Origin of the sequence: Streptomyces roseochromogenus subsp. oscitans DS 12.976 (assembly GCF_000497445.1) — a bacterium.
In the GTDB taxonomy this organism is placed as follows: Bacteria; Actinomycetota; Actinomycetes; order Streptomycetales; family Streptomycetaceae; genus Streptomyces; species Streptomyces oscitans.
On record NZ_CM002285.1, the window covers coordinates 1,169,859 to 1,190,316 of the forward strand.

The window sequence follows — 20,458 nt, forward strand, 5'->3', positions numbered from 1 at the left end:
GACATCCAAACTATTTGTTGGCGGTGACGACAGTATTCACTTTCGCGACAGGCTCTCGTGCACGATCTCACTCAGGGTGCGCACGGACTTGAAGGTAGTGGCGGTGACGTCCATCAATGGCACGTGGACGCCGAACCTCTCCCCGAGGTGCGCGATCAGAGTGGCAGTGTTCAGGGAGTTGAGTATCCCGAGTTCGAGCAACGGGGTGTCCGCGTCGAGCTCACCCTCTGGGTCCCCGGCCAGGAAGCTCTCGCGGATGAAGGTGAGCAACTCGGACGAAATGTCTTCTCGGGTCTGGGTCGTCATTTCTCACCCTTGAACTTTCTGTGCGCCGTGGAGTGGTATTTGCAGAGCCGCGAGGTCGAGCTTCCCCCGATCGTTGTGAGGCAGCTGGTCGACGAAGCGGATGTCACCGGGGATCATGTGGGGTGCGAGTCTGTCGGCCAGGTGTCGACGCAGCGCGACGTTTCCAAAACTGCTTCCCTGGCTTCGGATCACGAACGCGGCCAGGTTCCGGTCCAGCCCCTCGCCCACCGCGACGACGGCGGCCTCGGCGACCCCTGGGTGGGAGTTCAGCGCGGCGACCACGTCTCCGAGTTCGATCCGGTGTCCACGGATTTTCACCATGTCGTCGTGGCGCCCTAGGTAATCGAACGAACCATCTGGCCGGACCTTGACTCGATCGCCGGTCGCGTAGGGGCCCTCCTGTGGCTGCCGGCCCCAGTAACCGGCAAAGACTGTCGGCCCGCTGACGACCAGCTCGCCCTCCTCACCGGGTTCGGCTTCCGAACCGTCGGGGCGGCGAGCCCAGACCCGGTCGCCGCTGCACGGCCTTCCGATCGGGACTGGCAGGTCGCGCGCGAGGTCCGCGGGGCGGACCTCGTGATAGGTGCACACGTTGGTCTCGGTAGGTCCGTACAGATTGAGCAGCCGGGCGTCGGACCAGGCGGCGAGGGCTCGGACATAGCCGATCGGAAACGGCTCGCCGGCGAACAGTAGCGCGCGGAGCGTCTCGGGCGCGGGCCGGTCGAGCAGACCGCCGTCACGCAGCATGAGAATCAGAACGGAAGGCACGGAATACCACACGCTGATCCGCTCGCGGTGCAGGAACTCGACCAGCCGTTCCGGGGCGTACGCGAACTCGGCGTGTATCGGACACACGGCCGCCCCCACGGTGAAGGCTGCATAGAGGTCGAGGACGGAGAGGTCGAACGAAAGCCCTGAATGGTTGGCAAAGCGGTCCTGCGGGCCGGGAGCGAGTTCCGCAACGGCCCAATCGATGAAGGCCAGGGCACTGCGGTGGCTGACGCAGACGCCCTTGGGTGTCCCGGTCGAACCCGAGGTGTAGAGGATATAGGCGAGATCGTCTGGTTCAACGCGCGTGTTCACCGGTGCAGTCGGGAGGGCGTTGGGCACCGGCGCGGCGTCGAGATCAACACACGCTAGGCGGTCGCGAAGGGGGCTGGGAACCCGCGCGGACAGGTCGTCCGGAGCACACAGGGCGAGCGCCCCGGACTCGCGCGCGATCGCCGCGAACCGCTCGGGGGGAGTGAGGGGATCGACCGGGATGTAGATCGCACCGAGGCGCAGGACCGCCTGCATAGCGGCGATCGCGTTGGCAGACTTTGGGGACCAGATCAGCACTCGATCCCCCTTTTCGATTCCACGACCGGACAGCCTGCCCGCCAGGTCGTTGGCTCGTTCGTCGAGTTCTCCGTAGCTCATCGAACCGGCGGGTCCGATAACCGCAGGAGCGTTGGGCGTGCGAGCTGCGGAGGCGGCAAGCAGGTCGTGGAGGCCGCGCCGATCACTCATGCTTCGGCTCCTGTGCGCAGTAGGAAAGGTTGGTTGGTCAAGTGAGCGGCTGACGGCACGAAAGGCTTTGGTCCTACCGTCAGAGATCACTTGCTACTCCAGCTTTCGACCCGACCGCTCATAACCCCATGCTCCTTGCGACAACCTCCCGTTGAATCTCCGTCGTTCCCGAGAAGATGTTCAGCGGTATGGCGTTCTGAAGCTGCTGGCCGATGCCGTCCGCGGCCAGATACCCCCGCGCGCCGAACACCTGCACCGCGTCCAGCGCGTTGGCTACGGCGGCTTCGGCGACTGCCGTCTTGGCCAATGCGACCGCCTCCACGGCCGAACGGCCTTGGTCGAGGTACCAGCACGCGCGGTAGAGAAGCAGGCGGCTGGTTTCCAGCCTCAGTTTCATGGTGGCGAGCCGGTGGGAGATCGCCTGAAAGGTCCCGATGCTGCGGCCGAACTGCCGGCGACTTTGGGCATGGTCCACGCACTGGGCTAATTGAACCTCCATCGCACCCAAGTAGATCGCGGGCAGACAGGCGCGTTCCCAGATCATGGAGCGTTGGAAGATGCTGTTGCCCTGGTTCTCGGGGCCCAGCAGATAGCGGCCAGGAACCTTGCAGTCGGTGAACTCGACCTGCGCGGCGGCACAGCCGTTCAACCCCATCTTGGCCAGTGGGGAGTTGATCCGCAAGCCGGGCAGCGTTCGGGGGACGGCGAACGCCGACATCCCCAGATAACCGGCGCTCGGTGTGGTGGCCGCGTAGGTGATGAAGACGTCTGCCAGCGGGGCGTTGCTGACGAAGGACTTCTTTCCGTTCAGGACGTAGCTGTCACTGTCGGCTACGGCTGTCGTGGCGAGTCTGCTCAGGTCCGATCCCGCGTCGTCCTCCGTCATCGCGTTCGCGGCGATCACGGTTCCCGAGGTCAGTCCGCGTAGCAGCTCGGCCCGCACCGGGTCGCCCGCGTGGTCGGTCAGGACCGTACCGCAGGCGAGCAGGTGTGCGGCGATCCCGAAGGCGAGGCCGGTGTCCGCGCCGCCGGCGCAGAACGCTTCGAGGCACAGCGCCGTGTCCAGGGCGCCGAGCCCGCCGCCGCCGTGTTCCGTGGGCAGGCACAGGCCGGTCATGCCGAGTTCGGCCGCAGCCAGCCAGCTGTCCTTTCCAGCGACGCCATCGGGTTTCGCGGACGGCAGCTTGCCGGCCCCTGCGCGAATGTGGTCGACCCGCTGTTGCTGCTGTGGGCTGAGGTCAAAGTCCATCGGGCCGAGCCTCCTGGTTCCGTAAGGCGGCGGTGTCGAGGATTCGGATGACGGCCGCCTTGTATGTCACGCCCGGCGAGGAACCGCAGAGCAGCAGGTTGTCGCCGGGGCCGACCTTGCCCGTCGACAAGAGGTGGTGCAGGGCAGCGAGATGGTCGCCAGCCCCGAGGTGGCCGGTTGTCCGGCTGAACTCCCAGGTCGAGCTTTCCAGCGAGAAACCGAGGATCTTCAGGTAGGAGGCGGCAGCCTGTCGCGGCATGCTGTGGATCACGACGGTCTTGATGTCGCGGGCGTCCACACCGGCCTCGTGGAGTGCCTGTTCCACGCACTCCAGGTTGTGCTTCTGGTGGCCCAGGAGGAACTGCACCCAAGTGCCGTCATCGGTCGCCTTCTGCTGGAAGCGTGCGGCTCTGGCACCGTAGTCCAGAAAGGTACCGGTGGTGGCGCCGGGCGGGAAAAGCGGCTCGCCGGCCCGGTGGACCTCCTCCATCCCGGAGAAGGAAGCGGTGCATATGGACAACAGTTCCGCGAACCCCGGAGAAGTGCCCAGCACCACCGCGCCCGCGCCGTCACCCAGAAAGGCCAGCCCTTCGCCGGGATTCCATCTGTCGATCAGCGGGGTACCAAAATTGTCACTGGCGGTGATCAGTGCCCCGCCAACGTGAGGTGCGGACCTCAGATACGGGACGGCCAATTCCAATGCGCTGAAAGTCCCGTTGCAGCCATGCCTGAGTTCCACGGCCAGCAGATCGTCACCGAGCAGGTGTCGCTGGAGAAAGTACTGCGGTCCCCACCCGTCGGGTCCTTGGTGCCAAACCCCTGTGCAGAGCAACAGCCCGATGTCATCGGCGCTCAGCCCACTACTCTTGAGTGCTTGTTGTGCAGCGATCAGCGCAATTTCGGGAGGGGAGACGTCGCCGGCGACGGCCACGCCAGTGATCCCGGAGGCGTCAGCAGCGTACTTCGAGACGAGCCCCTGCCGCACTGCGACATCGACGCTCTCCGTCTTGGGCCGGAAGACTCCGATCCCGGCCACGTATATACCTGATGTCCGCATCTGTTGCGCCTATGCCTCGGCAGCGGTGGCGCCGCCACCGTCCCGTCGCAGAACAAGATCCGCGATAGAACGTAGCGAGCTTGCTGCGCCCGGAGGAGTGTCGGCGGTCCAGTCGATGTGGAATTCTCTGCCCACCTTGTCGAGCAGCAGCGCGAGCGTGAGCGAGTCCACCCCCAGGCTCACCAGCGGTGCGGTGGCAGACGTCGCCGCCCCCGCTGGTCGCTGGTCCCAGACGTCGTTCAGCAGTATTTCCAGGCGGGTAAGGACGTGCTCAAGCTCGGTGGGCCCACTTACCATCTCGCGTAATTCCCCCATCGATTGTGTTCCACTGTGTCGTGCTCGAGGGCCAGTGCCACCAGGTCCTGGGCCACCTCGGTTGGTTTCGGTCGGCTCGCGTTCTCGTTGGCGAGTTGGCTTGAGACCGCGCGGTACGGGCCGTCTCCGGTGATCAGCGCGCAGGCTGCTGCGATCCGCGCTGGGTCATCGGTGTCGTGCGGCAGGCTCATGCCCGCGCCGACTGCGGTGATTCGCTCAGCATTGGCGAAATGGTCGGCGAAGTGCGGGATGACCAGTTGCGGCACGCCGAACGACGCCGCCGCCATGGTGCTCCCGGAGCCACCGTGGTGCACGATCGCGGTGCAGGTCGGCAGCAGGTCGCACAGCGGGATCCGCGCGGCACGCACACCGCCGGGCAAGTGACCCAGCAGCGGCCGGTGGCGCTCGTCGATGGCGATGACCACCTCATGGTCCAGAGCCACCAGTTCATCCAGCAGCAGCCGCCACAGCGGTGCGACCTGCGGATCGCGCCGGGGCAGGGACGTGCCCAGGGTCAGGCATACCCGGGGCCGGGCCGACGGCCCGGCCAGTAGCCAATCGGGCACGCAGGCCGGGCCGTTGTAGGGCACATACCGCATGGGCGTGGTCGCCACCGCGTCCGAAGGCTGGAGGCTGTCGGGACACACGTCGATCGTCCGGGCCGGTCTCCCCAACGGGGACAGCCCGAGTACTGCCAGTTCGGTGTCCAGGGCCGCAACCGCGGCGCTCAGCAGTCGCTGGGGCGGGGCCAGGCCGTAGGAGTGCCGCACCCAGGGCACGCCGGCAATCGCCGCTGCGGCAGGCCCGGCCAGCTCCATCGGTTCGGCGATCACCAGGTTCGGGTGCCACACGTCGACGAGTGCACGGATGGCGGGCAGCGCTCGGATACCGCTCTCGGCGCACCGGTGGCCGGTGCTCTCAGCCGGGCTCACCGGACCGCCGGACGGGCCTGCCGGTCTGAACAGCTCGACCGGGTCAATCGGGTCCAGCACGGCCGCGCCAGGCAGTCCGGCTGCCGTCACCACCGGGAGGAACTCACGGTCGGTGGCGACCAGCACGGTGTGCCCGGCCGCCTGTAGCGCCCAGGCGAGCGGCACCATGGGAAACAGGTGGCCGATACCGGGCAGGCTCGTGAACAGCACTCTCATCGAATGACTCACCTCACCTGTCCACCAGCACGTCCGGGCTCTCACCGCGAGCCTCAGCGCTGACCTCACGGATCCGCAGCCGATCCACCTTCCCGGTGTTGTTGATCGGGAACTGCCGCCAGCGGACGAACCGGATCGGAGCGTGCGTCGGGGTCATGGCCTGCGCGACGTGGTCGCGCAGAGCGGCGAAACTCGGGGCGCCGTCGGTGCTGAGCACGACGGCGGCGTGCAATTCCTCGATCAGGTCCGACCGGCGGTGGCCGTACACGCACGCATCCACCACGCCGGGACAGCCGACGAGTACCTTCTCCACCTCGGTCGGACTGACTCGCGTGTCCTGCACTTTGACCATCTCGTGCATCCGGCCGAACAGCCGCACGTACCCGCGTTCGTCAACGGAGCCGAAGTCGCCGGTATGCACCCAGCCGTCCCGGACCACCCGCGCGGTGTGCTCAGGATCGGCGACATAGCCGCCCATGGCTTCCGGGCTGTGCACCACCACCTCGCCGATCTGGTTGACCGGCAGGTCTCGTCCTGTTTCCGGGTCGCGGATGGCGATAGTGACCCCTGGCATCGCCTGGCCCACGGTGGCCAGCAGTTCAGGACGTTCGTGGTCGGCCTCGCGGAGCACGGTGATCCGACCGGCCTCGGTGGAGCCGTAGGACTGGGCCAGCACGCCAGGCAACACTGTGGCCGCCTCCTGCAGGCGTTCCGGCGATGCGGGGCAGCCGAGGTACAACAGGTGTCGTAACGAGGACAGGTCCGCGGTGCGGACATCGGGGTGGTTGAGGATCGCGTAGAGCTGCGCCACGCCCATGACCGTCTCGGTGATCCGGTGCTGCGCGACATCGCGCAGGAAGTCGCCGGGGTCGAACTTCTCACGCAGCAGCACGCTCCCGCCGGCGGCCAGCGCCATGTCGACGATCAATCCGGCTGTGTGGCTCACCGCGGTCATGGCCAGGTAAGCCGGCCGGGGATGCATGGCCCCGCCGAGTACCGACGCGTTCCACGACCGGAACAGTCTGCACACGCCCTTGGGTTGACCGGTGGTGCCGCTGGTGTAGAGGACCATCGCCAGCTCGGGTGCCTGGGGCGCGAATTCCACCGACACGTCCTCGACCGGCCGGCCGTCGACGGTCACCGTGCCGGACGCCGGATGACCGAGGCCGCACAGCACCAGCTTGTCCGGAACCGTCTCGTTGACGGTCTCGGCGAGCTGAGCATTGCGCTCGTCGAACACCAGTACGGATGCGCCTGCTTCACGCAGCATCCGGACCCGGGTGGTCACCGGCAGGTCGTGCGTCACGGTGCCGTGATTGGCCCCGGTGATGTACACGACCGATGCGCCCAGCAGGTGTGCGGCATAGCGGACGATCAGCATCCATGGGCTGTTCACCTGGGTCAGGATGGCCACCGCGTGGTCGCGTGCCACACCTGCCTCGCGCAGTGCTGTCGCGACCCGCTGTACCGATCGGTGGAGCTCCGTGCCGGTGATTACCGTGTCCCGCCACCGGACAACCGGTTGCGCGCCGTCCCGGGTCGCCTCGGCGAGGATGCGGGTGACGTAGTGCTCCGGTCCGTGGTCCTTGTTCGCCACCAGTGACTACCTTTCGCGAAGTAGAGGTACTTCCGCTGGGGAAGCGGCGACGTAGATCGCCTGCCCGGTGATTCCGGCAGCTTGCTCGTCGACCAGAAACTCCGTCACGTGCGCGACCCCGTCCGCGTAGGAGCCCGCGCTGTCGTTGACTGCCGGTTGGTGCGCCGGGGCCCGGCTGTCGACCGCGCAGTCGGCGGGCGCGATGAGGTTCACGGTGATACCGGACCTCGCCAGCTCCAGCGCCGCGGACCGGGTGAAACCGATCAATCCGGCCAGCACGGGTTGGGAGGTGCGCCAGGCATTTTCGCTGACGTCTACCGGCTCGGTGACGATGATGATCCGTCCGCACCGGTGGTGCAGTAGCTGGCCCGCCCCAGCCTGGCAGCATACAAACGCCGGGCGCAGCGACCGTCGTACCAGGGTATAGCGCTGTTCGTCCGCGAATTCGTCCTCGGGCAACCCGTCCGGCACCGGCTCTGGTCCGACGCAGGTGACCAGCACGGCCGGGCTGCTCAGCTCGGTACGCACCTGGCCGAAAGCGACACCGACCGACCTGGCGTCGGTCAACTCGGCCTCAACGGTGATGCACCGCCTGCCGGACTCCTCGATCCGTCTGACAGTTTTGTCGGCCGCCGTGAATTCGGTGTCCAGCAGGGCGACGTCAAAGCCCCCCGCCGCCAACCTGAGCGCGACCGCGAGCCCCGTGTGCTCGCTGCCGCCGGCCACGACCGCGACTCCTGTCATCGCCGACCACCTTCCACGTGGATGGTCTCCCCTGTGAGGTAGCCCGATTCCTGCCGGGTGACAAAGGCCACCGCCGCGGCGATTTCCTCAGGCGTCCCGATCCGGCCCACGGCCGAGGACATCGCCGCCTCCAGCAGGGCCGTGTCCCGGTCCACGCCGAGCCGTTCGATCAGCTCGTCCACCATCGGCGTGGCCACGAAGCCCGGTGCGATCGCGTTGACCGTCACGCCGTGAGGACCCAGTTCGGCCGCGAGCGTGCGGGTGAACCCGGCAATCGCGCCCTTCGCGGTCGCATAGTTGGTCTGACCTGCATTGCCGCGCGCGGCCACAGAACTGAAGTTGATGATCCGGCCGTGCCCCTGCCGGCACATGTGCCTGCCGACCGCGAACGAACAGCGCATGGTGCCGCCGAGGTTGACGTCCAGGACCGTGTCCCACTCCTGGTCGCTCATGGTGAGCAGCAGCCGATCCTGGTTGACCCCGGCGCAGTTCACCAGCACGTCGACGTGACCGAACTCCTCGACGGCCGAGGCGACCGCGGCCGTCACCGCGTGGGCTACGGCGACGTCACAGCCGATCCCGCGGGCCCGTCCGCCAGCCGCGCGGATGGCTGAGACGGTGGCTGTGGTGTCCTGTTCGGCGCGGTCCACGACGATCACCGCCATGCCCTCCGCGGCAAGGCGCTCGGCCGTGGCCGCGCCGATGCCCCGGCCGGCTCCGGTGACCATGGCGACCGGCTCGTAAGCCACTGGGGATCCGGCGGGCCCGGTCATCGGGTTGCGCTCCGCGGTCGGCGCGCCAACCGATTCCGCTCGATGTACGCAAGGCGGACTGCCCGGCGATCCGAGCAGAACTCGGTGCCCTGCCCGTCCTCGAATGCGTTGGCCGCGTCGGCAGTGCTCGTCATGTGCACGTCCCCCCGGCCTTCAGACCGTGATCCTGATCGGCAGTGAGCTCATCCCGTGCAAGATGCTGGAGTAGATCCACCGCTCTTCGCCGATCTGCTCCAGGTCGCCTACCAGCCGGCGCAGCCCGTCGAGCACGGCGTAGACCTCCATCCGGCCGAGGTAGTGGCCGAGGCAGTAGTGCGAGCCGTAGGCGAAGGTGAAGTGCTTGTTCGGGGTGCGGGCGAGCTTGAACTCGTCCGCTGCATCGAAGATGGCCTCATCTCGGTTGGCCGAGGAGATCCACACGCTGACCACATCGCCGGCCTTGATCTGCTGGCCATTGATCACGACGTCTCCGGTTGCCTTCCGGCCACCGTGCAGCGACGGCACGGTCCAGCGCAGTGCCTCCTCGGTCGCCGTCTTCAGATCGACATCGCCGTTCTTCAGGGCGCGCCACTGGTCGGGATTCTCGATCAACGCGAGGATCGTGCCGGTGATGGCGTGTCTGCCGGTCTCGTCGCCGCCGATCATCAGCCCGTAGCAGTTGGCTACCTGCTCGGCTGCATTGAGCGGATGGCCGTCGATCCGGCAATTCGCCAGCAGGCTGACCATATCGTCCCGGTCACCACCACGACGCTCCTTGAGCAACTTGCTGAAATACAGGAGGATTTCATTCTTGGCGACCCAGCCCTCCTCAGGAGTTTCGTCCGCGTAGTCCGTGCTCCACGCGTGCGCGGTCAAGCCAAGCAGGTATTTCCGGTCTGTCTGGGGAATTTCCAACAGGTCGCAGATGGCACCCAGCGGCACGTTCGCCGCGATGTCCTGCGCGGCATCGCATTCGCCTCGGTCCAGCGCTGCCAGCAGCAGCCCGTCAACAGTTTCCCGCAGCGAGTTGGCGATGAGGTCGAGCATCTGCGGCGAAAATCCCTTGGACAACAAGTTGCGCACCTGGTGGTGGCGCACACCGTCGGTGACGGCGAGCATGGCGCCCGAGGCCGAGTCACCGCCAGTCAGCAAGGTCGCCAGCGCGTTACCGTGCTCCGTGGTGAAGTGCGCCTTGTCCTTGTACACCTCGTTCACGTCGGCATACCGGCTGATCACCCAGAAGCCGGGCTGCTCACCCCGTGGCTGCTGCCAGTACATCGGCCGATTGGCCCGCAGGTAGCGGAAGACCTCACCGAGCTCGTACTCGGCGTGCAGAATCGGCGAGGCCAGGTCGATCTGTTCGAGTTCGTCGGGAGACACCGTGGGACGGGTGCTCATCTCTCACTCCCCGAGGGTCGCTATCGCGGCCAGCTGCTCGATGGTCGGGTGGTCGAGCACGGTCCTCGGCAAGAGCACCAAGCCGGCTTCCTGCGCTCGCTGAATGAGGTCGACAGCCAAGATGCTGTTCCCGCCCATTTCGAAGAAGTTGCTGCGAACGTCGATCTCGACAAGGTCGAACAGGTCTCGGAAGATATCGCAAAGGATCTTCTCGGCAGGAGTGCGCGGTCCCTGGCCGGCGGACCGGGTGGTCTTGATCGGCTCCGGCAGCTTGGCTCGGTCTGTCTTTCCGCCCGGAGTCAGAGGAACGGCGTCGATGGTCGCGTAGACAGACGGCACCATGTAGTCGGGCAGGAAGCGGCTGGCGTGCTCACGCAGTTCGCCCGCTGTGGGCGTGGTGTCGTGCGTCGGCACCACGTAGGCCAGCAGCTGCGGCCCCTCGGCTGCGCCCGCCCGCAGCACGGCCACCGCCTGTGCCACGTCCGGATGTTGGCTGAGCACGGACTCCACCTCTCCCAGCTCGATTCGGAATCCGCGCAGTTCGACTTGGTCGTCGATCCGGCCATGGAACAGGATGTCGCCGTCGGCCCGCATGGAGGCCAGATCGCCCGTGCGGTACATCCGTTCGCCGTCGGCGGCGAACGGGTTGGCCACGAACAACTGCGCGGTCAAGTCGGGGCGGTTGAGGTAGCCACGCGCCAGCCCGGCACCGCTGATGTACAGCTCGCCGATCTCTCCGACCGCGGCTGGCCGTAGCGCGTTGTCGAGGATGTGCACAGACACGCCCGGAATCGGCCGGCCAATAGTGACCTCGTCCGTCGGGGTCAGCGGGCCGGTCATGGTCGCGCACACGGTGCACTCGGTCGGACCGTAGGCGTTGACCAAGAGGCGTCCTGGCGCCCACTGTTCCACCAGGCCGGCCGGGCACGCCTCGCCGGCCACCACCAGCACGCGTAGGTCCTGCGCCGCGTCCGGGGACACGGTCGCGGCTGCGGCAGGCGGCAGCACCGCGTGGGTGACCCGGCCATCCCGTAACGCCTTTTCCAGCGGGTCACCGGCCAGTGCGTCCGGTCCTGGCAGCACCAATGTGGCGCCGGCAGTAAAAGCGGCCAGCAGCTCGGTCACATAGGCGTCGAAGCTCGGCGACGCGAACTGGAGCACCCGGCTGTCCTCAGTGACCTGCATCGTGGCGACCTTGGCCGCGGCCAAGGCGGGCAACCCGGCACTGGTCAGCGCGACGCCTTTCGGTCGGCCTGTCGAGCCCGAGGTGTAGATCACGTAAGCCAGGTTTGTCGCGGCGAGTGAGCCGCCGCGTTCGTCCTCAGTCATGTCGGTGTCGGGCAGTGCGTCGAGCGTGGCAGTCTGCTTGGCCGAGTCCAGCACCAGCTGCGGCACCCCGATGTCAGCAGGCAGCTTCGGGACAGCGCCCCGGATGGTGCACAGCAATGCGGGCCCGGCATCAGCGAGCAGGTAGGAGATCCGCTCCTTCGGGTGGTTGACATCCACCGGCAGGAACGCCGCCCCAGCCTTGGCCACGGCAAGCACGCTGATCACCATGTGACTGGATCGGGGCAGCGCCAGTGCCACCAGACGGCCCGGCCCCGCCCCCTCGTTGAGCAGCAGTCGGGCCAGCTGGTTCGCCCTGGCGTTCACCTCGTCGTAGGACAGGATCTCGCTGTTCGAGACAATCGCCGGGCTGCTAGGCCGACTGCGTACCGTCCGCTCCCAGAGTTCGGCCAGCGTGACCGGTGCCGTCCTTGTTGTCGCCGACTGATGAGAAGCCTTGTTCAGACCCGTGTTTAACAAACTTCCCCCTTAAGTCTCCATGCCATTGGAACATACTCCCCGAATGACCGAAGGGGAATGCTGCACGAACAGGTGACTTCCGAGATAGCTTGCACGATATCTATCTCGACGACACTCCAAGCGCTGGGAAGTCATGCATCGAACGCTTTGCGCGATTGAATCACGCCTTGCTCCTGCCGTAAAGCGGGGCGGCCTTCGAACAACCTTCGATAATTTATCTCATATTGCCAAATCCACTTTTGAATGAGCAGATGCTACTCGCCACCCATCGCCCGCTGCAGGCTCAACGGCCGCATGTCTGTCCAATGCTCATTGACGTAATCGAGGCAGTCTTGCCGCGACGCCTCGTTGAAAATGACAGTCCACCCGTTGGGAACATCAGCGAACGAAGGCCACAGAGAATGCTGCCCCTCGCCATTGATCAGGACCAGATAGGAGCCGTTCTCGTCCTCGAACGGGTTCGTCGCCATGACGAATACCTCCCAGATGTTATTTCACGCGTCTTGTTCCACCATTGACCGCCCGGAGTGTTGCGAGGGTGGTTCGAGGGCTGAGCCGTCTCTCCATCCTCTTCATCACACCGGGGCGGTTCAAGATGCCGATCCGGACCCGGTGACCATGTTCAACCGTATGGTTCGAGCAGTTGAACATCCCGCAGCCACCGGATCAGACCGTATTTCTCCGTCAGGCGGTGTCTCGGCCCGCGAGCTGGTCGGCTAGATGTTGCCATGCGGCCGCGCACTCGCGGGCCATGTCTACCACCACGATTCGACAGTGTTCCGGCACGCTGTCCGCGATCTGGGCAATCTGCTCGACACTGCCCGGGGCGGCGCCGTCAAGCAGCCGGAGCAAGCGTCGGCCGACGTCGGTGAAACGCAGCGATGGGTCCTTGCGCAGGCTCTGCAGCACGCGGCCATAGTCCGGACTGGTCCGTTGCGTCGCCGCGGCCGGGCGCAGTTTCAGGACCGCCTGCTGTCGGGCGGTTACCGCCGGCTCGCCTCGCCGCAATCTGGCGCGCACATCGCTGGCGGTGCCCACCGAAATCCGCGCTATTTTGGCAACTTCGCGAACCGACGCGTTCGGATTCTGGGCCAGCAGGTCGCTGGCGCGCTGCCGTCCGCCCGTGCCATCGTTGGGTCGGATTCGGCCGTCCTGCCCGGTTCTACGCTCGACCGTGCCAGAGATGGATGACGACCTTAAAGACGCGATAGTGCTGGCTGCCAATCCAGTGGTCCGTGCGATCTTGCGGTCGGACCAGTGCGGGTGCGAATCCATGATCCGCGCGGCGGCGGATTTACGCTCGGCCATCGTCAACGGCAGGCCGTGCGCACGATTCAGCTCGACCGCGAGGACAAACACATCGGCTGAGGAACCGTCGACGAAAACGACCTCGATTAATTCGTCGCCACGGAAACGAGCTGCCCGCAGCCTGTGCATTCCGTCGATGACCCGCCGTGTCTCACGGTGCACGACAATCGGTGGCAGGGTCTCCTCTGTCTCAGCCAGTGCACGAATGTGTTCGGTACTCTCGCCAGACCGCAGTAGTTTAGATGGCGGCAATAAAGAACCGATCGAGACTCGTTCCCTTTTTCCGGTTATTTTAGGCGAAATTGACGTGATCTCCTCATCACCGCTGTTACTCATATGACCCCCGTAGGACATAATGATTCGGTCCGGATCAGCGTGTGCAGGACATGGGTGACCAGAGGCAGGTCTTGGCCAGGCTCAGCAGCATCCACGCACGTTCATCGCTCATTCGCCGCCGGGCGGCGCAGAAGTGCGGAATCGTCGGTTCTATTCGGCGCGGCCTGTGAGTGGTTGGCGGTGAGCCCATCGCCGATTCCTCCCGGTCGATTCTAAGTCACCGGCATCAGCGCCCTGTAGGCCATCGGCGCCGTGCATGTCGAGTTCTTCGCGCAGGTGCGCCCGGCGAGCACGCTCACCCGAGGTGTCGGCCCTGGCCCACCCCTCGCTGCTGGTCGAGGTGGGCCGCTTCGATCGCCCTCGCCGGCGCAGCCGGCGACGGTTCGTCCTGGGCATCGGTGCCGGATCCGTAAGCGCCGCTGATGCGCGAGTGTTCACCGACGGACCGTGCCGCGCGGTGAACGGACCCCGGGAGGGCTCGCGCGGAGGGCGTCTACGCCGCGCCCTCCGACAGCCTCGGGCACATCGCTGAGGAGGCCCTGGCAGCCTCCCTCGACCTGTGACCCCCCTCCCCCGATGTCAGGCGTCCGCTGGCCACTTCCTGCGACGTAGTTCGTGCAGGAGGTCCTCAGCCTTGCGCGGAGTGACCGAAATGGTGACCGTACGGTCGAGGCTGTCCGGCCGCTGCGAGATGTTGATGCCGCGCATCACCACCCCGGCGCTTGCCACGTCCCTGAAGAGGCGAGCCAACTCTGTCGGCCGGTCTTCGACGAAAACATCGATGTCCGCGAGTCCGGTCTCCGTGGGGATCCCGTACCTGCCGGGAATGCGGTTGCAGCCATCGATGCCACGCTGGATGAACTCCAGCAGATGACCATCAGGCTCCGCGGGCGAGCCGCTTCCGTCCGCGACAGCTCTGAGTGTCTCCAACAGAGTTGTCAGGTCCAGACTCAGCTTTTCCAGCTCACTCACGACCGGAGCCGCATTCGCGGCGAGGGCCTGTGTCCACGATGTGGCGGAGTCGACCCCGATGAGCTGGGGTATCTCCGACCACACGCCTCCCAGCAGCCGTAACGCGATGCTGTCCGCCTCCGTCAAGCGAGCGGCGGCGAGCGTGAGAACGACCTGGGGGACGAGCGTGCCGAGGGCGATCGCCCGGTCGTGCGCCTCGGCATCCAGGACGACCGGTATCGCCCCGCACAAGGCGACCAGTTCGAGAGCGCAGTTCAGTGCGGAAGCATCTGTTTCCGCTGCGGGCACGAGCGCCCACGGCCGTCCGTCGAACAGGTCGTCCTGCGCCGCCAAAGGACCGGATCCCGGCCGTCCCACCAGTGGATGACCACCCACCACAGTGGCAAGGTCACAACCCAGTGCTTCGAGTTCACGCAAGGACGAGACCTTCACTCCCGCCACGTCGACGTAAAAGCGAGCGGTTCCCCTCGACTGGTGAGACGCGATCACCGGTGCCACTTGGGCCGGCGGCACGGCGACCACCGCCAGGTCCACCGCTTCCGGCGGTTCCTCGGCCATCCCGGCACCGACCGCTTCGGAAATGCGCAGTGCGACGGGACTGACGTCCATGAGGTAGGTGTCGACGCCTTGCTTCCGCAGCGACAGACCGATCGACGTGCCGATCATTCCGGTCCCGATTATCACGGCCGTGTGCACGTTGATCTCCCGTAATCCTTTCGGGGCCGTCACGCAGCAGTGCCGTAAGGCAGCGATGCCGTATGAGCGCATTCGATCAAATGGCTTCGTCGACGACGGATGAGATCCAATCCGTCAGAGTCAGGTTGCTACGCCGCGCCGCCTCCCTCCATCGTTCGAGACGTAACTCGTCTAACTGGAGGCTGAGCTGAACCTGGCGCCGGAGATCACCTTCTTCGCCCGACATGCTGGCCCGGATCTGTTTGCGCAGCTCGTTCCTCGACCAGTTCAGTCGCACTGCGAAGTCGAGCCAGTGGTCCTGTTCGGCTTCCGAGAGAGCTGCCACTTCCATGTGATGTTGGAATGTGAGGCCGTCTCGCCGGCGGGACGGCTCGAATTTCCTCGCCACCCAGGCATAATTTCGCAGCGTTTGATAGTCGAGCTTGGTCTCCTTCATTGCCCGGCGGTATCGGTCACCGTACTGGTTCTGTCCGAACACCAACCAATCACCGATCCACCAGGCCGACGAGTCGCATACCGCGAGGATCCTTCCGCCGAGGCGGCACCATGCCTCCAGGGAGAGATCTCGCGGGATCTGAAGCCTGGTCCTCTCGGCCGAAACCTCCAGGCCGAGATACGAGGCGTGCCTTGATTGCTTGCTGTCAACGGGGGTCGCCTCTCCCGCAGTCGGCCTCACCGGAGTGGTGCCGCTTCCCCCAGCCTTCGAAGCTGTCTGACCAGACGCGACCACGATGCCTCCCGTTTCCGTCGTCAGGACAAGCAAGTCGGCGTGGCCTCGGTCCATCTGAGACACGCCGCTTCGACCGACCGATCATCAGATTAACTCCGCGCACCTCCAGACCTTGCGTGAGCCACTGATACATCGCACCTCATACTACTTATAGTATGGCGAAATTGGGTGATCTGCTTGCCGCCGTCGAAGCCCCGGCATTCGGATCCGGCCTCGGCGACAAGCCGTGGTCACGCCAGCGGCGGAAGAACGCGTACATCCGATCCCACGGCAGGAAGTCGGCAGGCATGGCGCGCCATTTGATGCCGTTGTCCACCAGAGAGCGGATCGCATCCGGCATCGCGGGGTGGCAGTACACCTCCGGCCGCCCGCCCCGGCCACGCATCCAGCTGGGCGTCGGCAGCAGTCGCCGGATGGTCGACGGAGAGCCCAGCAGTCACACACGGGGTGGCCGAGGTGGATGCCGCCTCGGCGGTGGCGTGCGCCTGCGACAACAGGGCGTCCTGGACTGCTCGTTGGCGTAAACACCTCCGAGCTGCCAAGAGGCCCTGCCCTCAGACCCGAACCGTGTCGCGTCCACCCCGATCGACAAGTCAGTGATCACGCACCCGCGTCCGCGCAGCGGGCGGAAGGTCAGCGGGCGCAGATGCGGCTGGGACGCATGCTGGCCTCTTGCTGACCTGGGGGCCTCCCTCGCGCCCCGGAGCTGCGCAAACGCCAATGTACAGCGGCCGGTTTTCCCGCGGTGCGGGTTCGGATCCCGCGGCAGAGGCGGGCGGCGTCCAGCATCGCGGCATGGACGTTCCTACCGTTGCGCACCAGCATCTGGGGCCTGCGCGCCAGGAGCTCCGTCAAGTCGACGGCCCCGAGGCCGGTCGGAGGGGCGTGATCGCGACGCCGTTCTCCGCCAGTGAGTTGAAGTAACCGCACGCCGTGAACGAGCCGACATGTGAGAGCGTTCGCTCGGGAGTGACGATCTCGGCAGTGGCGCCCGTGCGGACGAGAGACTCCACCGCATGTTCGTGACGGTCCTGGACATGAACTACAGCCAGGCCTGCGACACATCACCAACGATGATGCCACCGAGACGTGTCTGGGACCACCTTGGCGGACAGGTCCCGGCTGCGACCGGGGGCTCTCCGGGCCCGGTGCACTGACACGGAGAATCGCCGGCCCCGTCGCGAACTCGCGTGAAAGAAAAGCGAGTTGCCAGCCGCACAGTGCCGTCTCAGACGGCGTCGCGAATGGCGCGTTCGAAGCCCTCGACGTGGCTGCGGGCGAGCCGTGCCGCCGTGTCGGGATCACCGGCGACGATCGCCTCGATCAGCGGTCCGTGTTCTCCGACATGGCCGGCCATGTCGGACAGCCGGTCGATGAACAGGCACCAGATGCGGGTGGCCAGGTTGTCGTAGCGGACGAGGGTGTCGTCCAGATACGGGTTGTGCGTGGCGGCGTAGATGGCGCGGTGGACCTGAAGGTCCAGGTGCAGGAGTTCGGCGGCGTCGCGCCGGCGGGAATCCGCGCGCTCCAGCTCCTGGCGCAGGGCTGTCAGGGTCGCCCGGTCCGTGGCCGTGGCGCGCCGCGCGGCCAGGGCGGCGGCCAGGGGCTCCAGCTCCTGGCGCACCTCGGAGATATGGGCCAGGTCGGTGATGTTCACTTCGGTGGCGAAGGTGCCGCGCCGGGGGTAGGTCGTGATCAGGCGCTCGTACTGGAGCCGCTTCAGGGCCTCGCGCACCGGTGTCCGGCCCACACCGAGGGACTGTGCCAGCTGGTCCTCGTTGATCGGCGCGCCGGGGCGGATCTCGAGCATGACGAGGCGGTCACGGAGGGCGCGGTAGGCGCGCTCGGCGAGGGACAGTTCCTCGCCCCTGGGCTCGGTCGCCATCTGCTGCATGAAGCCCCCTTGGCCGCATCGGCCCTCTTGACCTGTCCGGCTAGCTCCCATACCTTACCGCAGAGACTGATATATCAGTTGGCTATTATTAGTCGTCTTCCCAGGATGGTGTACAGATGGCAACCACCCCGTCGACCACGGTCACCTCCTCCCTCTCCCGCCCGCTGAGCGAGCTCGACCCGGAGGTCGCCGCCGCGGTGGACGCCGAGCTTTGCCGTCAGCGGTCGACGCTCGAAATGATCGCCTCGGAGAACTTCGCCCCGGCCGCCGTCCTGGACGCCCAGGGCTCGGTACTGACGAACAAGTACGCCGAGGGCTACCCGGGCCGCCGCTACTACGGCGGCTGCGAACACGTGGACGTCATCGAGCAGTTGGCCATGGCCCGGGTGAAGGACCTGTTCGGCGCCGAGGCCGCGAACGTGCAGCCGCACTCGGGCGCCCAGGCCAACGCGGCCGCGATGTTCGCGCTGCTCCAGCCCGGCGACACGATCCTCGGCCTCGACCTGGCGCACGGCGGGCACCTCACCCATGGCATGCGCCTCAACTACTCCGGCAAGCTGTACGACGTCGTGCCGTACCACGTGCGCCAGTCCGACCTGCGCATCGACATGGACGAGGTCGAGCAGCTCGCCCTCGCTCACCGGCCCAGGATGATCGTCGCCGGCTGGTCGGCCTATCCCCGACAGCTCGACTTCGCCGCGTTCCGGCGGATCGCTGACGAGGTGGGCGCCTACCTGATGGTGGACATGGCGCACTTCGCCGGACTGGTGGCCGCGGGCCTGCACCCGAACCCCGTGCCGTACGCCGACGTCGTCACGACCACCACGCACAAGACCCTCGGCGGCCCGCGCGGCGGTGTGATCCTCAGCCGGGCCGGTCTGGCCAAGAAGATCAACTCCGCGGTCTTCCCGGGCCAGCAGGGCGGCCCGCTGGAGCATGTCATCGCGGCGAAGGCGGTGGCCTTCAAGGTGGCGGCGAGCGAGGAGTTCAAGGAGCGCCAGCGGCGCACCCTGGACGGCGCCCGCATCCTCGCCGGCCGGCTGCTGGCCGACGATGTGGCCGAGGCCGGGATCACGGTGCTGACCGGCGGCACCGAGGTCCACCTGGTCCTGGTCGACCTGCGCGACTCCGCGCTCGACGGGCAGCAGGCCGAGGACCGGCTGCACCGCATCGGCATCACCGTCAACCGCAACGCGGTGCCGTTCGACCCACGCCCGCCGATGGTCTCCTCGGGGCTGCGGATCGGCACGCCTGCCCTGGCCACCCGGGGCTTCGGCGCGACGGAGTTCCGCGAGGTCGCCGACATCGTCGCCGAAGCCTTGAAGGGCGAACAGGCCGACGACGAACTGCGCGACCGGGTCGAGAAGCTCGCCGGCGCGTTCCCCCTCTATCCCCACCTGAACGGAGCCGCGGCATGACCGCCGAGCCGCTGCCGGAGCATCCGGACTTCCTCTGGCGCAATCCCGAGCCGCGCACTTCGTACGACGTCGTCATCGTCGGCGCGGGAGGCCACGGCCTGGCCACCGCCTACTACCTCGCCAAGAACCACGGCATCACCAAGGTCGCCGTCCTGGAGAAGGGCTGGCTGGCCGGCGGCAACATGGCCCGCAACACCACGATCATCCGCTCCAACTACCTGTGGGACGAGAGCGCGGCGATCTACGAGCACGCCCTCAAGCTGTGGGAAGGCCTCCCGGCGGAGCTGGACTACGACTTCCTGTTCAGCCAGCGCGGCGTCCTCAACCTCGCGCACACCCTCCAGGACGTCCGCGAGGGCGTGCGCCGCGTCAATGCCAACCGCCTCAACGGAGTCGACGCCGAGTGGCTGGAGCCGGACGAGGTCGCCGAGGTCTGCCCCATCCTCAACGTCTCGCCCCGCACCCGGTATCCGGTCCTGGGCGGCACCTTCCAGCCGCGGGCCGGTATCGCCAAGCACGACCACGTCGCCTGGGCGCTGGCCCGCCGCGCCGACGAGCTGGGCGTGGACCTGATCCAGGGCTGTGAGGTCACCGGTTTCCTCAAGGACGGCGACCGGGTCGTGGGCGTCGAGACCAGCCGCGGCCGTATCCTCACCGGCCGGGTCGGACTCGCGGCCGCCGGACACAGCGGCGTGCTGGCACGGCTGGCCGGCTTCCGGCTGCCCGTGCAGTCCCACCCCCTCCAGGCGCTGGTCTCCGAGCTGCACGAGCCGGTGCACCCCACCGTGGTGATGTCGAACCATGTGCATGTCTACGTCTCCCAGGCCCACAAGGGCGAACTGGTGATGGGCGCGGGTGTCGACGCCTACAACGGCTACGGGCAGCGCGGCTCCTTCCATGTGATCGAGCGTCAGATGGCAGCCGCCGTCGAGCTGTTCCCGGTCTTCGCCCGTGCCCATGTGCTGCGCACCTGGGGCGGCATCGTCGATGTCACCCCGGACGCCTCCCCCATCGTCGGCAGCACCCCCGTCGAGAACCTCTATGTCAACTGCGGCTGGGGCACGGGCGGTTTCAAGGCCACTCCGGCGGCCGGCTGGACCTTCGCGCACACCATCGCCACGGGCGAACCGCATCCGCTGAACGCCCCTTTCGCCCTCGACCGCTTCACGACGGGCGCGTTGATCGACGAGCACGGCGCGGCAGCCGTGGCCCACTGAGGAGGA

The 20,458-nt window shown here is 66.7% G+C and carries 19 protein-coding genes; 2 read left to right on the forward strand and 17 right to left on the reverse strand.

What is annotated here, in order from left to right:
* Positions 1 to 36: 36 nt before the first annotated feature.
* The 17 genes from M878_RS55320 to M878_RS55395 all read right to left on the reverse strand — a co-directional run bounded on the left by M878_RS55320 (position 37) and on the right by M878_RS55395 (position 17,817).
* A complete protein-coding gene (locus M878_RS55320) occupies positions 37 to 306 on the reverse strand; it encodes an acyl carrier protein (protein ID WP_023545103.1) in 270 nt (89 codons plus the stop codon).
* Between the two features lie 3 nt (positions 307 to 309).
* A complete protein-coding gene (locus M878_RS55325) occupies positions 310 to 1,815 on the reverse strand; it encodes an amino acid adenylation domain-containing protein (RefSeq protein ID WP_031224166.1) in 1,506 nt (501 codons plus the stop codon).
* Positions 1,816 to 1,933: 118 nt separating this feature from the next.
* Entirely contained in the window at positions 1,934 to 3,064 is a 1,131-nt protein-coding gene (locus M878_RS55330; RefSeq protein WP_023545105.1) for an acyl-CoA dehydrogenase family protein, read from the reverse strand.
* Positions 3,054 to 4,100, reverse strand: coding sequence for a ketoacyl-ACP synthase III family protein (locus M878_RS55335; RefSeq protein ID WP_023545106.1), 1,047 nt, complete (start codon positions 4,098 to 4,100; stop codon positions 3,054 to 3,056). Before M878_RS55335 ends, M878_RS55330 begins: the two co-directional genes overlap by 11 nt.
* A 30-nt stretch (positions 4,101 to 4,130) precedes the next feature.
* Entirely contained in the window at positions 4,131 to 4,436 is a 306-nt protein-coding gene (locus M878_RS55340; protein WP_106962669.1) for a phosphopantetheine-binding protein, read from the reverse strand.
* Positions 4,412 to 5,584: a nucleotide disphospho-sugar-binding domain-containing protein gene (locus tag M878_RS55345; RefSeq protein WP_078630195.1), complete on the reverse strand. Its 1,173-nt coding sequence runs from the start codon at positions 5,582 to 5,584 to the stop codon at positions 4,412 to 4,414. Before M878_RS55345 ends, M878_RS55340 begins: the two co-directional genes overlap by 25 nt.
* Before the next feature lie 13 nt (positions 5,585 to 5,597).
* Positions 5,598 to 7,181: a class I adenylate-forming enzyme family protein gene (locus M878_RS55350; RefSeq protein WP_023545109.1), complete on the reverse strand. Its 1,584-nt coding sequence runs from the start codon at positions 7,179 to 7,181 to the stop codon at positions 5,598 to 5,600.
* 6 nt (positions 7,182 to 7,187) lie between these two features.
* Positions 7,188 to 7,925 carry an SDR family NAD(P)-dependent oxidoreductase gene (locus M878_RS55355; RefSeq protein WP_078630196.1) on the reverse strand — a complete coding sequence of 246 codons (738 nt, stop codon included), beginning with the start codon at positions 7,923 to 7,925 and terminating at the stop codon, positions 7,188 to 7,190.
* On the reverse strand, positions 7,922 to 8,698 hold the full coding sequence (gene fabG / locus M878_RS55360; protein WP_051430065.1) for a 3-oxoacyl-ACP reductase FabG: 777 nt from the start codon (positions 8,696 to 8,698) through the stop codon (positions 7,922 to 7,924). Before fabG ends, M878_RS55355 begins: the two co-directional genes overlap by 4 nt.
* Before the next feature lie 153 nt (positions 8,699 to 8,851).
* On the reverse strand, positions 8,852 to 10,075 hold the full coding sequence (locus M878_RS55365; RefSeq protein WP_023545112.1) for a cytochrome P450: 1,224 nt from the start codon (positions 10,073 to 10,075) through the stop codon (positions 8,852 to 8,854).
* Positions 10,076 to 10,078: 3 nt separating this feature from the next.
* Positions 10,079 to 11,881: an amino acid adenylation domain-containing protein gene (locus M878_RS55370; protein WP_209445495.1), complete on the reverse strand. Its 1,803-nt coding sequence runs from the start codon at positions 11,879 to 11,881 to the stop codon at positions 10,079 to 10,081.
* A 254-nt stretch (positions 11,882 to 12,135) separates the two neighbouring features.
* Positions 12,136 to 12,351: an MbtH family protein gene (locus tag M878_RS55375; RefSeq protein WP_023545114.1), complete on the reverse strand. Its 216-nt coding sequence runs from the start codon at positions 12,349 to 12,351 to the stop codon at positions 12,136 to 12,138.
* 214 nt (positions 12,352 to 12,565) lie between these two features.
* Positions 12,566 to 13,525, reverse strand: coding sequence for a ParB/RepB/Spo0J family partition protein (locus tag M878_RS55380; RefSeq protein WP_063750643.1), 960 nt, complete (start codon positions 13,523 to 13,525; stop codon positions 12,566 to 12,568).
* 579 nt (positions 13,526 to 14,104) lie between these two features.
* The gene (locus M878_RS55385) at positions 14,105 to 15,193 is read right to left on the reverse strand and encodes a prephenate dehydrogenase (RefSeq protein WP_023545116.1); all 1,089 of its coding nucleotides are present in this window, start codon (positions 15,191 to 15,193) and stop codon (positions 14,105 to 14,107) included.
* A 76-nt stretch (positions 15,194 to 15,269) separates the two neighbouring features.
* Complete coding sequence (gene cloE / locus M878_RS47070) at positions 15,270 to 15,923, reverse strand: clorobiocin biosynthesis transcriptional regulator CloE (protein ID WP_165821706.1); 654 nt, start codon at positions 15,921 to 15,923, stop codon at positions 15,270 to 15,272.
* Between the two features lie 148 nt (positions 15,924 to 16,071).
* The gene (locus M878_RS93680; protein ID WP_245238045.1) at positions 16,072 to 16,308 is read right to left on the reverse strand and encodes a transposase; all 237 of its coding nucleotides are present in this window, start codon (positions 16,306 to 16,308) and stop codon (positions 16,072 to 16,074) included.
* An 843-nt stretch (positions 16,309 to 17,151) separates the two neighbouring features.
* Positions 17,152 to 17,817 (reverse strand): GntR family transcriptional regulator, encoded by a 666-nt coding sequence (locus M878_RS55395; RefSeq protein WP_023545119.1) that lies wholly within the window; start codon positions 17,815 to 17,817, stop codon positions 17,152 to 17,154.
* 116 nt (positions 17,818 to 17,933) lie between these two features.
* On the opposite strand from M878_RS55395, the gene glyA reads away from it, so the two are divergent.
* A complete protein-coding gene (gene glyA / locus M878_RS55400) occupies positions 17,934 to 19,235 on the forward strand; it encodes a serine hydroxymethyltransferase (protein ID WP_023545120.1) in 1,302 nt (433 codons plus the stop codon).
* On the forward strand, positions 19,232 to 20,452 hold the full coding sequence (locus tag M878_RS55405) for a sarcosine oxidase subunit beta family protein (protein ID WP_023545121.1): 1,221 nt from the start codon (positions 19,232 to 19,234) through the stop codon (positions 20,450 to 20,452). Before glyA ends, M878_RS55405 begins: the two co-directional genes overlap by 4 nt.
* Positions 20,453 to 20,458: the final 6 nt, after the last annotated feature.

Excerpts from the sequence above, each read along its gene's own strand:
- M878_RS55405 (WP_023545121.1), top strand. The coding sequence starts at position 19,232 with ATGACCGCCGAGCCGCTGCCGGAGCATCCGGACTTCCTCTGGCGCAAT.
- M878_RS55395 (WP_023545119.1), bottom strand. The coding sequence starts at position 17,817 with ATGCAGCAGATGGCGACCGAGCCCAGGGGCGAGGAACTGTCCCTCGCC.
- M878_RS55345 (WP_078630195.1), bottom strand. The coding sequence starts at position 5,584 with ATGAGAGTGCTGTTCACGAGCCTGCCCGGTATCGGCCACCTGTTTCCC.
- fabG (WP_051430065.1), bottom strand. The coding sequence starts at position 8,698 with ATGACCGGGCCCGCCGGATCCCCAGTGGCTTACGAGCCGGTCGCCATG.
- M878_RS55365 (WP_023545112.1), bottom strand. The coding sequence starts at position 10,075 with ATGAGCACCCGTCCCACGGTGTCTCCCGACGAACTCGAACAGATCGAC.
- M878_RS55340 (WP_106962669.1), bottom strand. The coding sequence starts at position 4,436 with ATGGGGGAATTACGCGAGATGGTAAGTGGGCCCACCGAGCTTGAGCAC.
- M878_RS55375 (WP_023545114.1), bottom strand. The coding sequence starts at position 12,351 with ATGGCGACGAACCCGTTCGAGGACGAGAACGGCTCCTATCTGGTCCTG.
- M878_RS55355 (WP_078630196.1), bottom strand. The coding sequence starts at position 7,925 with ATGACAGGAGTCGCGGTCGTGGCCGGCGGCAGCGAGCACACGGGGCTC.
- glyA (WP_023545120.1), top strand. The coding sequence starts at position 17,934 with ATGGCAACCACCCCGTCGACCACGGTCACCTCCTCCCTCTCCCGCCCG.
- M878_RS55320 (WP_023545103.1), bottom strand. The coding sequence starts at position 306 with ATGACGACCCAGACCCGAGAAGACATTTCGTCCGAGTTGCTCACCTTC.
- M878_RS93680 (WP_245238045.1), bottom strand. The coding sequence starts at position 16,308 with ATGCGTGGCCGGGGCGGGCGGCCGGAGGTGTACTGCCACCCCGCGATG.
- M878_RS55325 (WP_031224166.1), bottom strand. The coding sequence starts at position 1,815 with ATGAGTGATCGGCGCGGCCTCCACGACCTGCTTGCCGCCTCCGCAGCT.
- M878_RS55380 (WP_063750643.1), bottom strand. The coding sequence starts at position 13,525 with ATGAGTAACAGCGGTGATGAGGAGATCACGTCAATTTCGCCTAAAATA.
- M878_RS55330 (WP_023545105.1), bottom strand. The coding sequence starts at position 3,064 with ATGGACTTTGACCTCAGCCCACAGCAGCAACAGCGGGTCGACCACATT.